At 71.2% G+C, this 13798-nt stretch carries 9 protein-coding genes and 1 pseudogene; 6 read left to right on the plus strand and 4 right to left on the minus strand.

Translation table 11 applies throughout. The annotated features are described in order from the left end of the window. Window positions 1-26: 26 nt before the first annotated feature. The 3 genes and pseudogenes from RNB18_RS22315 to RNB18_RS22325 form a co-directional block, all read right to left on the minus strand. Window positions 27-2489 carry an ATP-binding SpoIIE family protein phosphatase gene (locus RNB18_RS22315; RefSeq protein WP_311715866.1) on the minus strand — a complete coding sequence of 821 codons (2463 nt, stop codon included), beginning with the start codon at window positions 2487-2489 and terminating at the stop codon, window positions 27-29. A 134-nt stretch (window positions 2490-2623) separates the two neighbouring features. Continuing rightward, window positions 2624-4998 (minus strand): annotated as a pseudogene (locus RNB18_RS22320) (MFS transporter). A gap of 148 nt (window positions 4999-5146) precedes the next feature. After that, window positions 5147-5590 (minus strand): SRPBCC family protein, encoded by a 444-nt coding sequence (locus RNB18_RS22325; protein ID WP_266557389.1) that lies wholly within the window; start codon window positions 5588-5590, stop codon window positions 5147-5149. Between the two features lie 135 nt (window positions 5591-5725). Between RNB18_RS22325 and RNB18_RS22330 the strand changes: the two genes are divergently transcribed. From RNB18_RS22330 to RNB18_RS22345, 4 genes are all read left to right on the plus strand, one after another. Next, entirely contained in the window at window positions 5726-6763 is a 1038-nt protein-coding gene (locus tag RNB18_RS22330) for an Rv2578c family radical SAM protein (RefSeq protein ID WP_311715867.1), read from the plus strand. Window positions 6764-6898: 135 nt separating this feature from the next. After that, a complete protein-coding gene (locus RNB18_RS22335; RefSeq protein ID WP_311715868.1) occupies window positions 6899-8476 on the plus strand; it encodes an alpha/beta hydrolase in 1578 nt (525 codons plus the stop codon). A gap of 57 nt (window positions 8477-8533) precedes the next feature. Then, window positions 8534-8932: a RidA family protein gene (locus tag RNB18_RS22340; protein ID WP_311715869.1), complete on the plus strand. Its 399-nt coding sequence runs from the start codon at window positions 8534-8536 to the stop codon at window positions 8930-8932. A 41-nt stretch (window positions 8933-8973) separates the two neighbouring features. Next, window positions 8974-9504, plus strand: a complete 531-nt coding sequence (locus RNB18_RS22345; RefSeq protein ID WP_311715870.1) for a GNAT family N-acetyltransferase — start codon at window positions 8974-8976, stop codon at window positions 9502-9504. A 275-nt stretch (window positions 9505-9779) separates the two neighbouring features. On the opposite strand, the gene RNB18_RS22350 is transcribed toward RNB18_RS22345, so the two are convergent. Next, window positions 9780-10355, minus strand: a complete 576-nt coding sequence (locus RNB18_RS22350; RefSeq protein ID WP_311715871.1) for an adenylosuccinate lyase — start codon at window positions 10353-10355, stop codon at window positions 9780-9782. 377 nt (window positions 10356-10732) lie between these two features. Between RNB18_RS22350 and RNB18_RS22355 the strand changes: the two genes are divergently transcribed. Both RNB18_RS22355 and RNB18_RS22360 read left to right on the plus strand, forming a co-directional pair. Then, window positions 10733-12538 (plus strand): 3-hydroxyacyl-CoA dehydrogenase family protein, encoded by a 1806-nt coding sequence (locus RNB18_RS22355; RefSeq protein ID WP_311715872.1) that lies wholly within the window; start codon window positions 10733-10735, stop codon window positions 12536-12538. 160 nt (window positions 12539-12698) lie between these two features. Then, entirely contained in the window at window positions 12699-13511 is an 813-nt protein-coding gene (locus tag RNB18_RS22360) for a TetR family transcriptional regulator (protein ID WP_306974319.1), read from the plus strand. Window positions 13512-13798: the final 287 nt, after the last annotated feature.

Consider the following 13798-nt stretch of genomic DNA (forward strand, 5'->3'; position numbering starts at 1 on the left):
TTGCGATGACCAGCCAACCGACCGACTCAGCGACGCGGCAGGGTCAGTTCGAACCAGACGGTCTTCCCGGCCTTCGTACGACTCGCCCCCCACTCCCGGGCAAGCGTGCTGACCACCCTGAGTCCCCGCCCGTGCTCATCGGTGGGCCCGGCGCTCAGCAGGTTCGGCAGATCATGGTCGTCGTCGTCCACCTCGCACAGCAGGGAGTCCCCCCGCACGAGCCGCAGCTCGACGGGACGGCTGTGGGAGTGCCGCACCGCATTGGTCACCAGCTCGCTCACCATGAGCTCGGCGCCGCCGGCCAACCTCCCCAGCCCCCAGTCGTGCAGTTGTTCCCGCACCACCGCGCGGGCCCGCCCCACCTCGACCGGATCCAGGGAGATCCGCCACTCGGCGACGTCGTCCGGCTCGATGCCGTTGAGCCGGGCCATGAGCAGCGCCACGTCGTCCTTGCGGCCGCCGCGTGGGTTGAGCGCGCGGATGATGGCGTCGCAGGCGTCGTCCATGGACGCGGCCGGATGCGCGGCGGACTCGGTGAGCGTCGCGAGACCCACCCCGATGTCCTCGCCGCGCACCTCCACCAGCCCGTCGGTGCACATCAGCAGCCGGTCACCGGGCGCCACGCGCACGCGTACCGCCTCGAACGGCACCCCGCCGACACCGATGGGCGCACCGGTGGGCAGGTCGAGCAGCTCACTGCGGCCGTCCCCGGCCCGCACGATCACCGGCGGGATATGGCCCGCGTTGGCGATGTGGAGTTCGCTCGCGATCGGGTCGTAGACGGCGTAGAGGCAGGTCGCGAGGTAGGTGTCCCCGAGTCTCTGGGCGAGGTCGTCGAGGTTGCGCAGCAGTTGGGCCGGCGGCAGGTCGAGCGCTGCCATGGTCTGTACGGCCGTACGCAACTGGCCCATCATGGCGGCCGAGTTGAGCCCGTGCCCCATCACGTCGCCGACGACCAGGGCCGTCCGCGCACCGGGCAGCTTGACGGCGTCGAACCAGTCGCCGCCGACGCGTCCCAGAAGCGTGCCCGGCAGATAGCGGGTGGCGATGTCGCAGCCCGCCATGCGAGGCGGGATGTGCGGCAGCATGCTGTCCTGGAGGGTCTCGGCGACGGACTCCTGGAAGGTGTACATGCGCGCGTTGTCGAGCACGAGGCCCGCGCGGGCGGCGAGTTCGGCGCCGGTGACCCGGTCCATGTCGTTGAACTCGACGCGCTCGGGGTGACGCAGAAGGATCATGAAGCCGAGGACCACATTGCGGGCCTTCAGCGGTACGACCAGCATGGAGCGGCCGGTGATCAGCGGCCTGATGTCCCGCTTCTCGAACTGCGAGGCGATCGCGTGCCCCATCTGCTCGCTGATCCGCGGCACGAGGACGGGCTCACCGGTGGTCATGCACTGGAAGAAGGGGGTGTGCGCGGGGAACGGCATGGCCTCGCCGACCGGCACGACGTCGTCCCAGCGGCCGGGTTCGTCGGTGTGCTCCAGGGCCACCCGGTGCCACATGGTGGTGGTGTCGGGCACACCGTCGGGGAACCCCTCGCCGGCGACGACCTGTTCGCGCAGATAGGTGCCGGCGACATCGGTGAAGCGGGGCACGACGGCCCTGCTGACCTCGACGATGGTCCGGGACAGGTCGAGGGACGTGCCGATCCTCCCGCTGACCTCGTTGAGGAACTCCAGCCGCTCGCGTACGGCGACGTACTCGAGGTCCTCGCCCTCGTCCAGCTCCTCCTGCGGCAGCGGCAGGCCCTCCGCGGCCGCCCGGGCCGCCCGCTCGCGGCGGGCCTTGCGCTCGGCACGCCGCGGCACGCCCCAATCCGGGGTGACGGGCACCCGGTCGTTCTGGCTGAACTCCATGACGGGATAGCCCAGTTCGAGGATCTGCGCGACGATGCGGGCGCTCTCGCCGACGCTCATGCTGGGCAGGATCTCGGGGAGCCGGCGGGCGAGTTCGTCGGCGCCCGGGAAGTCGGTGTGCAGGGCGAAGGCGGGAGCGATCCGCTCGACGGCCACGGTGCCCTCGTCCAGGTCCAGGTCCTGGTGGAGCGCGCCCGCGTCGGCGGCCAGCACCAGCAGACGCTCCCGGCCGGGGCCCACCAGCGGGTAGGCCCACCACAGGACGTCCACGCGGTCCGCGCCGGGCACGGTGAGACGGGCGCGGCCGGCGGCCGGGTAGGAAAGGCCGCCGTCGAGGGACGACTCGAGATCGGGTCCGAGTCCGTCGTAGGCGGCGTACACGCCGTAGGGCGGGGTGTCCTCGGCGAGTGCTCCGGAGACGGGCAGCAGGTCGGCCGCCGAGCGGCCGATGGCCTCCTCCTTGGTGGCGCCGAACAGACGGCTCGCGCCGCGGCTCCAGTGGGAGACCATGCCGTCGCGGTCCACCACGACCACGGCCAGCGGGACACGTCCGGCCGCGGCAGGTCCGTCCGCCGCGCCGTTCCCAGCTCCGCGGCTGGGAGGTGCGCCCCTCTCGGTGCCACGGTCCATGGCCCAGGCCCTCTCTCCGCAAGATCTGTGCCCGCCTACTCCACCGTACGGCGCCGGGCAGTCACGGGGTGCGGCAATGCGGGAATTGGCCCGGACCGGACCGCACCGGCGCGCGCCCCCGTCCTGACGCCCCGTCAGTCTCCGTGTCCCAGCTGGAGATCCCGCTCCGTCCGGCCGCCTCCGGCCACCTGGAGGACGGTGGCGACCGGCGGGTAGCCGGCGGCGATGACGGTGTACTCGCCGCAGGACAGGTCGGCGAAGCGGAAGGTGCCGTCGGGGCCGGTCGTGAGGGTGTCCACGACGTTGCCGGCCATGTCCAGGAGCGTCACGCGCGCGTCCTCGACGGACCGTCCGGCACCGGCCCGCACGGTGCCCCGCAGCACCGCGCCGCCAGCGAGTTCGACGTCCTGGCGGGTCTCCCGGGAGGCCTGGACGGTGACGGGGAGCGCCGCGGGGCGGAACGCGGGCGCGCTGGCGGCGAGGGTGTACTCCCCGGCGACCAGTTCGGTGACCGCGTAGCCGCCCTCCTCTCCGCTGCGGGTGGTGGCCACGACCTCGCCGTGCACATCGGTGAGGGTGACGGCGGCGTCCCGCACGGGCGTGCCGTCGGCGGTCCGCACCCGGCCTGCGAGCCGTCCGGCGCCGCCGAGGACGATGTCCAGTTCGACGGGACGCTCGCCGACGGTCACGGAGACGGCCTGCGGCTGGTGACCGCCCGCGGCGGCGATGAGGACGTACGCCCCCGGTCCGGGCGTCGACAGCGCGTACCGCCCGTCCCGCCGCTGGCACCGCGCCCGATCTGTGCTCCGGCCACGTCGATGAGCGTGAGCGCGGCCCGCGGCAGGACGGTGCCGTCACAGTGCTGCACCGTGCCGTGGACGGGAGCCGCCCCCGCGGTGTCGGTGTACGGCGGACGCGACGGCGGGATCGTGACGTTCACCGGCGCGGTCGCCGTCGCGGGGGCGTCGTGGGTCACCAGCGGTTTCTCCTTGAGGAACAAGGCGATGAGCAGGCCGAGGACGAGCACGGGCACGAGGTAGAGGAAGATCCTCGGCATGGCGTCGGCGTAGGCCCGGATATAGCCGTCGCGGAGCTCCGGGGGCAGGGCGTGGACGAGCTGCGGGGTGATGGACTCGGGATCGGGCAGCCCGGCACCGGTCGGCAGCCGCTCGGCGAGCGCGTCGGCGAGCCGGTCGGCGAAGAGCGTGCCGAAGACCGCCGCTCCGACGCTTCCGCCGATCTGCCGGAAGTAGTTGTTGGCGCTGGTGGCGGTGCCCAGGTCGGCGGGGCGGACGGAGTTCTGCACGGCGAGGATCAGCACGGGCATCACCATGCCGATCCCGGCGCCGAGGACGGCCATCCAGACGCTGTAGTGCAGCCGGGGTGTGTCGACCTCCAGGCGGGACAGCAGCCACATGCCCACGACGGAGAGGGCGCTGCCGAGGATCGGCCAGATCCGGTAGCGGCCGGTGTGGCTGATGAGCTGCCCGGAGACGATGGAGGCGCCGACGATCCCGGCCATCATGGGCAGCATCAGCAGTCCGGACTCGGTGGCGCTCGCCCCGTCGACCATCTGGAGGAAGGTCGGCAGATAGCTCGCCGCCCCGAAGAGCGCGACGCCGATCACCAGGCCCACCAGACCGGTGATGTTGAAGACGGAGTCCCTGAACAGCCTCAGCGGCATGAGGGGTTCGGCGGCGAAGTGCTCGGCGACGAGGAAGAGCACCGCGGAGGCGGCGGCCCCGGCGCCCAGTCCGAGGACGACCCGCGAGTCCCAGGCGTACTCGGTCCCGCCCCAACTGGTCAGCAGCACCAGGCAGGTGGAGGCGGCGGCGAGCAGGAGGGTGCCGAGGATGTCGAGCCGGGGTTTGACCCGGGGCTTGGGGAGCTTCAGTACGGCGGTGACGACGGCCAGGGTCAGCAGACCGAAGGGCACGTTGACGTAGAAGCACCACCGCCAGGAGAGGTGGTCCGTGAAGTAGCCGCCGAGCAGCGGGCCCGCGACGGAGGCCAGTCCGAAGGCGGCGCCGATCAGGCCCATGAAGCGGCCGCGCCGCCGGGGCGGCACGATGTCGGCGATGATCGCCTGCACCCCGATCATGAGGCCGCCCGCGCCGACACCCTGGACCGCGCGGAAGGCGATCAACTGGTCCATGGTCCCGGCCCGTCCGGCGAGCGCGGAGCCGGCGACGAACACGACGATCGCGAACTGGAAGACACCCTTGCGGCCGAGCAGGTCGCCGAGCTTGCCGTAGACCGGCAGTCCGATCGTGGCGGTGAGCAGGTAGGCGGTGATCGCCCAGGACATCCGGTCCAGGCCGTGCAGCTCACCGACGATCTTCGGGAGCGCGGTGGCGACGATCATCTGCTCCAGCGCCGCGAGGAGCAGCGCGAGCATCAGCCCGAAGAAGACCAACCGCACCCGGCGCGGGCCGAGTTCGACGGGCGGGGCGGGGTGCCCGGGTGGCGCTTCGACCCGTTCCTCGTGCACCGGAGTCGTCACGCCCACGTCCCGCTCCCCTCGTCGCGCCTGCCACGCAATTCCCGCTTTAGGCGACAACTACGACCAAGCGCGACGAGTTACGGCATACCGGGAGGTCCTGTGGAGATCCACTCGATCCGGTGACCGAGATCAACATCCGCCGAGCGCCGGGGACTTACTTCTCGACCTCGGTGGCGAGCCGGCCGAGGAGGGAGTCGTAGATCCGGCCGAGGCCCTTGGGCGCGAAGGTCTTCTCGAAGAAGCCGCCGATGCCGCCGGCGCCGTCCCAGGTGGTGGTCACGACGACCCGGGACTTGCCCTCGCCGGCCGGGGTGACCCGCCAGGTGGTGACCATGGAGGAGTTGCGGTCCTTCTCGACGAGCTCGCCGTCGGTGGGCTCGGTGACCTCCAGGAGGCAGTCACGCACGCGCTTGCTGGTGGCCTGGAGCTTCCAGTGGACAAGGGTGCCCTCGCCGTCGCCGCCCTCGCGCACCTCGTACTCGCTGAACTGCTCGGGCAGCACCTTCCCGCGCGTGCCGCTGTAGTCGGCGACGGCGTCGAACACCTTCTCCGCGTCCGCCGCGACGATCCGCTCCGTAGTGGCCTCGACCTGCGCCATCGACTTCCTCCAGGACTTCAAGTTCTCGGGGTCGGGGCAAGCCAACCACCCGCGCCCACGGGCACCCAAATCGGGGGTTGCACAGGAATTCGAACAAGTGTTTCACTCGAGGGGCAGTGCTACCGAGGAGGCCTCATGCGCTGGGAGAACCTCACCGAGTCCGCCGAACACGGGCGGGCCGACGCCGCCCTGTTCGGCGCCGACGCGGTGGTCAGCCGTACCTTCGACACGCCCGAGTTCGCCGGGATCACGTTCCACGAGATCCGGGCCCGCTCGATCATCAACCGGGTGCCGGGCGCCTCCCGCATGCCCTTCGAGTGGACGGTCAACCCCTACCGGGGCTGCACGCACGCGTGTGTGTACTGCTTCGCCCGCAAGACCCACAGCTATCTCGACCTGGACACCGGTCTCGGCTTCGACTCGCAGATCGTGGTCAAGGTGAACGCCCCCGAGCTGCTGCGCCGCCAGCTGGGCTCGCGCCGCTGGGCGGGCGACCACATAGCGATGGGCACCAACGTCGACTGCTACCAGCGCGCGGAGGGCCGCTACCGTCTGATGCCGGGCATCCTCGCCGCCCTGCGCGACCACGCGAACCCCTTCTCGATCCTGACGAAGGGCACGCTGATCCTGCGGGACCTCGACCTCCTCACGCAGGCCGCCGAGGTGACGGACGTCGGGATCTCCGTGTCGGTCGGCTTCACCGACCCCGAGCTGTGGCGCACCGTCGAGCCGGGCACACCGGCTCCGGAACGGCGCCTGGACGTCGTACGGACACTGGGCGAGCACGGGATCGGGTGCGGGGTGCTGATGGCGCCCGTGATCCCGTTCCTGAGCGACCGGCCGGCACAGCTGCGGGCCACCGTGCGCGCGATCGCCGCCGCGGGGGCCACCTCGGTCACCCCGCTGGTGCTGCATCTGCGGCCGGGCGCCAGGGAGTGGTTCATGGCCTGGCTGAACCGGGAGCACCCGTATCTGGTACGCCGTTACGAGCGGCTCTACGCGGACGGCGCCTACGCCCCGAAGTGGTACCAGCGCCGGATCACCCGTCAGGTACACGAGCTGGCCCAGGAGTACGGCATCGGTCCCGCGGGCGCGGGGATGCCGCGACGGATCCGGGAGCCGGAGCCCGAGGTCGAGCCGATGTCCGAACCTACCCAACTCACGTTGATCTGAGAGCGTTCGAGCGCAACGGGCGGCCCAATCGGGTCAAGTATTGTCAGAACACGTTCTTCCGGGCGGACTTTCCGGGACGATGCGGCGTGGACCGTGACCCTCGCGGCCCGAAACCCTCCGTCCTGGGAGGACTTCATGAGAAAACGCGCAGCCGTGCTGTGCGGTGCCGCGATCGTCGTGGCCGGGACCTTCACCGCCGTCCCTGCCGACGCCAGCGCCCCGCAGTCCGCACCCACCGCATCCGCCGCCGGGCTCACCTGGAAGAAGTGCGGCACCGCCGACTACCCGACCCTCCAGTGCGCGTCCCTCAAGGTGCCGCTCGACCACGCGAACCCGCGCGGGCGGCAGATCACCCTCGCGCTGTCCCGGGTCCCCCACACCGCGAAGAAGTACCATGGCCCGCTGCTGGTCAACCCCGGCGGCCCCGGCGGCAGCGGTCTGACCTTCGCCGGGTTCATCGCCTCCGGCCTGCCCAAGGCCGTCGCGGCCCAGTACGACGTCATCGGCTTCGACCCGCGCGGGGTGGGCGCGAGCAAGCCCGCCCTGAACTGCAAGCCGGGCTACTTCAACCCGGTGCGCCCGGACTCCGTGCCGAGCACGCCCGCGATCGAGAAGGCCAACCTCAAGCGGGCGAAGTCCTTCGCCGCGGCCTGCGGCCAGAAGTACGCGAGCGTGCTGCCGTACATCAACACCATCAACGCCGTGCAGGACATGGACTCCATCCGCCGGGCCCTCGGCGCCAAGAGGATCAACTACTTCGGTTACTCGTACGGCACCTACCTGGGCGCGCTCTACGCCAAGCTCTTCCCGCACCAGGTGCGCCGCCTGGTCCTGGACTCGATCGTGGACCCGACCGGCGTCTGGTACGACGACAACCTCGGCCAGGACTACGCGTTCAACGACCGGCACCGCGCCCTGATGGCCTGGATCGCCAAGTACGACGCGACGTACAAGCTCGGCACCGACCCCGAGAAGATCGAGGCCAAGTGGTACGCGATGCGGGCGGCCCTCGCCAAGAAGCCCGCGGGCGGCAAGGTCGGCGCCTCGGAGCTGGAGGACACCTACATCCCGGGCGGCTACTACAACGGCTACTGGCCCTACCTGGCCGAGGCGTTCGCGGCGTACGTGAACAGCAAGAACGCCGACCCGCTGGTCGACGCGTACGAGAACTTCGGCGCCGTGGACGCGTCCGGGGACAACGGCTACAGCATCTACACGTCCGTGCAGTGCCGTGACGCCTCCTGGCCCCGCGACTGGCGGCAGTGGCAGAAGGACAACTGGGCCGTGTACGAGAAGGCCCCGTTCATGGCCTGGAGCAATGCCTGGTACAACGCGCCGTGCGCGTTCTGGCCGACCGACTCGCTGAAGCCGGTGAACATCGCCAACGGCAAGCTGCCGCCGGCGCTGCTCTTCCAGGCGACGAACGACGCGGCCACCCCGTACGAGGGTGGTGCGACGGTCCACCGTCTGCTGGCCGGATCCAGCCTCGTCGTCGAGGAGGGCGGCGGCAACCACGGCATCACGCTGAGCGGGAACACCTGCCTGGACAAGTACCTCGCCGCGTATCTGACCGACGGCAAGGTGCCGCGTGGCGGCGGCGAGGCCGACGCAGTCTGCAAGGCGCTGCCCGATCCGAAGCCGCTGACCGCCAAGACGGCGTCGACGTCCTCGCGCGGCGGGGAACTGCACCGGCTGCTCGGCGCCAGAAGCTGAGCGCCTGACGCTCCGTCGGGGACGGGCGTTGTCAGTGCCGTGGTCCACCATGGACGCATGAGTGAGCTGACCAGGATTCCCGCCCCCGCCGGCGTCGCCCCCGCGGCCCAGTACTCCCACGTGGTGCTGGGCCGCGGCCGTTTCGTCGCGCTCTCGGGCCAGGTGCCCCTCGACGAGGACGGCAAGCTCGTCGGCGAGGGCGACGCCGCGGCACAGGCCCGCCAGGTCTTCGAGAATCTCCGCCGCTGTCTGACCGCAGCCGGAGCGACCTTCGACGACGTCGTCAAGCTCACCTACTTCGTCACGGACATGGCTCACATGCCGGCCCTCCGCGCGGCCCGCGCCGAGCACATACCCGACGACCGCCTGCCGGCGGCCTCGGCCGTGCAGGTGGCGGCGCTGGTGCGGCCGGAGTTCCTGATGGAGGTGGAGGCGTTCGCGGTGGTGGGCGAATAAATCCGAGGCCGGAGCGGGTGGATGGTGCCTAGGGTGCCGCCATGGACGACGACCGACTCCTCATCCGCCCGATGGTCCTCGCCGACTGCGACCGCGTGGCCGAGATCCGCGTCCGCGGCTGGCAGAGCGCGTACCGGGGCCTGATCCCGCAGTCGTACCTCGACGCCATGAGCGTGGCGCGGGACGCCGAGCGGCACCGCGCCCGCTTCGGGCAGGGGGACGGCAGCGTCGTGAACCTCGTGGCCGAGTGGGACGGCGAGGTCGTGGGCTGGGCCTGTCACGGCCCGTACAGGGACGGCGAAGTCCGCACCGCCGACGCCGAGTTGTACGCCGTCTACGTGGACCCGCGGAGATACGGCACCGGCATCGGACACGCCCTGCTGCTGGAGGCCCTGTGGAACCGCACGGCCGTGGGCCACGAGCGCATGTACCTGTGGGTCCTCAAGGACAACACCCGCGCGCGCCGCTTCTACGAACGGGCGGGCTTCGAGGCCGACGGCACCGAGGAGCCCTTCGAGGCGGACGGCGTCCCGGTACCGGAGGTGCGGTACGCCCGCGCGCTCAACGCGTGACCGCCCGCCGCCTGTGCGGTGGAGCGCGGCCGGCTGACCGAACGGGGGGGCGCGGACGCCCTCACCCGCGTCCGTAGCTCCGCCGCCCGGCAAGGTCCACGGCACGCACGCGCTGTCGGGCACGGCGCTCACCGGCGCCGATCCGGCGTCCCCGCCCGCGTCCATGCCTCCCCGACCTCCGGGCCGCGGCCGACGCCTGACGCCGACGCCCGCCAACTCACCCTCCCCCACCCGCACCCGCCGCGCCCGACAGCTCCCCGCACGCCCCCGGCCGGCTACCGCTGCTTCGGGATCCGCGCCAGCGCCCGCACCGCCGCCTCCGCGAGCGCGGGATGCGCGAGCGCCTCGTTCAGTACGGATCTGGCGCGGGTGTCCGCCAGGGTACCCAGGCCCTCCACGCAGGCGAGGGCCACACGGCGGTAGGGGTCGTGCGGGCGCAGCCGGCGTTCCAGCGTGGTGATGAGGGCGGGGACGGACTCGGGGGCGCGCAGTTCGGCCAGGAGCCGGACCGGGTGCAGGGCGTAGGCGACCCGCAGTTCGTTGGTGGCGAGGGCGGCGGCCGCGCGGGCCGTGCGCGGGTCGTCGAGACAGGCGAGCGCGTACGCGGCGGCGGCGCAGCGCGGCGGGTCACGGTGGTTGAGCAGCAGGACGAGGGACTCGAAGGCCCGGCGGTCCCCGGCCAGGCCGAGCCGGAACGCGGCGAGCTCCCGGGCCCACAGCGGCTGTCCGGGCTCGGTGAGTACCCCGGCCAGCTCGTCGAGGTCCTCGGTCGCCATCAGACGGTCGTAGGCGGCCGACGCTCCCGACTCCTGCCGTAAACGCTCCGTGAGCGATCGCAACTCTTCGTCCATGAACCCGAGGTTAGGCGGCCCGCCCGGCGCTCGGGACGTACATCACAAATCCGGGGGCTGGCGCGCTCGTTACCCACCGGTTAAGCTCAGACGAGCGAGTTACCCACTCGTGGAACTCCTTGCGGTGGCCTGGTGACGCAGCCGCCGCGAGAGCAGTCGGTTCGGTACCTCGGGTACCACCAGTACGACCCCGGCCTGGGACAGGGCCGGTCGGTTCCACCGTTCTCCGGGCATGTGCGATGCCCGCGACGACGGCCCGGGCGTGTGCGCTCGCAGCCCGGCAACACCCGCATACAGCAGTTCCTCACGCACCCGGTGCGCCCCTCGGCGTACCGGGTCGCGCTCCCAGTCGTCACCCTCATTCCTGGAGTTCCGCGATGGCCACTCCCCTGTCCGACCCCTCCCTGTCCCCGCTCAAGACGATCGCCGTCGTCGGCCTCGGCACCATGGGCACCGGCATCGCCGAGGTCCTCGCCAGGGCCGGCCGCGAGGTCGTCGGCATCGACATCAGCGAGGCCGCGGCCGCCAAGGCCGCCGCCACCCTGGAGACCGCGACCGCCCGTGCCGTGCAGCGCGGCCGGCTGACCGAGCAGGAGCGCGCGGACGCCCTCGCCCGTGTCCGCACCACCACCGACCTCACCGCCGCGGCCGACGCCGACCTCGTCATCGAGGTGGCTCCGGAGTCGTACGAGATCAAGCACCAGATCTTCCGCGAGCTCGACGGGATCGTGCGCCCCGAGACGATCCTCGCGACCGGCACCAACGCCCTGTCCGTGACCCGTCTGGCCGCCGACTCGGCCCGCCCGGAGCGCGTGCTGGGCCTGCACTTCTTCAACCCGGCGCCCGCGATGAAGCTGGTCGAGGTCGTCTCCTCGGTGCTCACCGCGCCGACGGCGGTCACCGCGGTCACCAACCTCGCCCTGGACCTCGGCAAGGAGCCCGTCGCGGTCGGCGACCGGCCCGGCTTCGTCGCGGACGGGCTGCTGTTCGGCTATCTCAACCAGGCGGCCGCGATGTACGAGGCGAAGTACGCCTCCCGCGAGGACATCGACGCGGCGATGCGGCTCGGTTGCGGTCTGCCGATGGGCCCGCTGGCGCTGCTGGACCTGATCGGCATCGACACCGCGCGGACGGTCCTGGAGGCCATGTACGCCGAGTCCCACGACCGGCTGCACGCACCCGCCCCGGTTCTCAAGCAGCTCAGCGAGGCGGGCCTGACGGGACGTAAGTCGGGACGCGGCTTCTACACCTACGAGGCTCCGGGCAGCGCGACGGTCGTGCGGGACGCGCTGTCGCCCTTGGAGAGCTCCGCGCAGAACCAGGGCCGCGAGGTCCGCTCCGTCGGTGTCGCGGGCTCCGGCACCATGGCGTCCGGTATCGCGGAGGTCTTCGCCAAGGCCGGTTACGAGGTCGTGCTCGCCGCCCGCAGCGAGGAGAAGGCGCAGACCGCGAAGGCCCGTATCGGCAAGTCCCTTTCCCGTTCAGTCGACAAGGGCCGGATGACCGCCGAGGCGGCCGCACGGACCCTGGATCTGATCACCGCGGCGGGCTCGTACGAGTCCTTCGCGGACGTCGACCTGGCCGTCGAGGCCGTCGCCGAGGACCTGGAGATCAAGCAGCAGCTCTTCCAGACGCTGGACAAGGTCTGCAAGCCGGGCGCGGTCCTGGCCACCACGACCTCCTCGCTGCCCGTCGTCGCCTGCGCCCGCGCCACCTCGCGGCCGCAGGACGTGATCGGCATGCACTTCTTCAACCCGGCGCCCGCGATGAAGCTGGTCGAGGTCGTCCGTACGGTCCTGACGGCCGAGGACGTCCACGCGACGGTCCGCGAGGTCTGCGTCAAGATCAAGAAGCATGCGGTCGACTGCGGCGACCGTGCGGGCTTCATCGTGAACGCCCTGCTCTTCCCGTACCTCAACAACGCGATCAAGATGGTGCAGGAGCACTACGCGTCCCTCGACGACATCGACGCGGCGATGAAGCTGGGCGGCGGCTACCCGATGGGCCCCTTCGAGCTGCTGGACGTCGTCGGCCTGGACGTCTCGCTCGCGATCGAGAAGGTCCTGCACCGCGAGTTCCGTGACCCGGGCCTGGCTCCGGCCCCGCTCCTGGAGCACCTGGTGGCAGCGGGCTGCCTCGGCCGCAAGACCGGCCGTGGCTTCCGCGAATATGCCCGGCGCTGAGCGTCCCGGCGACTGGTTCACAGACGGTGAGGACTGGGGTGGACTGCTCGACCCGGGCAGTCATCCCCCGCTGACGGGGTCCGGCCTCTGCCCGCCGGCCCCTGGCGGGACAACCCCGGGACACGCGCACCAACCTGCGCACATGCAGTACGTTCGGGTCATGTCCCAGCCCGCCAAGTCCTCCCGTACACCAGCCACGTCCGACGCGCCGGAAAGTGCCGCAGGCAGTCGTGCGGCCGCCCAGCGGCTCAAGATGCGCCGAGAGCTGGCGGCCGCCGCGATGGAGCTGTTCTCCACCAAGGGGTACGAGGCAACCACTGTCGACGAGATCGCGGCCGCGGCCGGGGTCGCCCGTCGCACCTTCTTCCGTCACTTCCGCTCCAAGGAAGAGGCGATCTTCCCCGATCACGACGACACGCTGATCCGGGCGGAAGCCGTGCTGAACGCGGCCCCCGCGCACGAGCACCCGCTCGACACGGTGTGCCGCGGCATCAAGGAAGTCATGAAGATGTACGCGGCCCGGCCGGAGATCTCGGTCGCCCGCTACAAGTTGACGCGCGAGGTGCCGACGCTGCGCGAGGCGGAGATCGCGTCGGTGGCCCGCTACGAGCGGCTGTTCACGCGGTATCTGCTCGGGCATTTCGACGAGCACGCCCACGACGACGACGCGAACGACGATCCCCTGCTGGCGGAGGTCGCCGCCTCCGCCGTGGTGACCGCGCACAACCATGTGCTGCGGCGGTGGCTCCGGGCCGGGGGCCAGGGGGACGTGGAGGCGCAGTTGGACCACGCCTTCGCGATCGTGCGGAAGACCTTCGGAACGGGGATCGGGGCGGGGCGGGACACCGCCGCGCCGCGGCCGGCTCCGGCTTCCGTGGCCTCTCAGGGAGAGGTCCTGGTAACCGTCGCTCGCACGGATGCGCCGCTCGATGAAGTGATGCGGGCCATTGAGCAGGCACTCAAGGAGCGTTGACGAGCGCGGGTGCGTCGAGTCCGGCGACCGATAGCACCCGATTGATGCCTACTCACCAGTAGCTTTGATCGATCATCGCTCATTTGTTACGTAAAGATTTCATCTGAGGGGAATCTCTGGCACTCAGTGCCTTGCACGGTGGCACGCGGTGTCTTACGTTGAAGGTGTCCGGGCGGCCGGCGTGCAGAGACCATTCGTACGCCGGCTGTCCCAGCAAGTCATCGACCTGCCCGCCCGGACGCCTGCGTCACAGGCAACCTCCCGCGCCACAAAGCGCTGCCGAACAG

The sequence above is a fragment of the Streptomyces doebereineriae genome (assembly GCF_031845645.1).
GTDB classification, from domain to species: domain Bacteria; phylum Actinomycetota; class Actinomycetes; order Streptomycetales; family Streptomycetaceae; genus Streptomyces; species Streptomyces canus.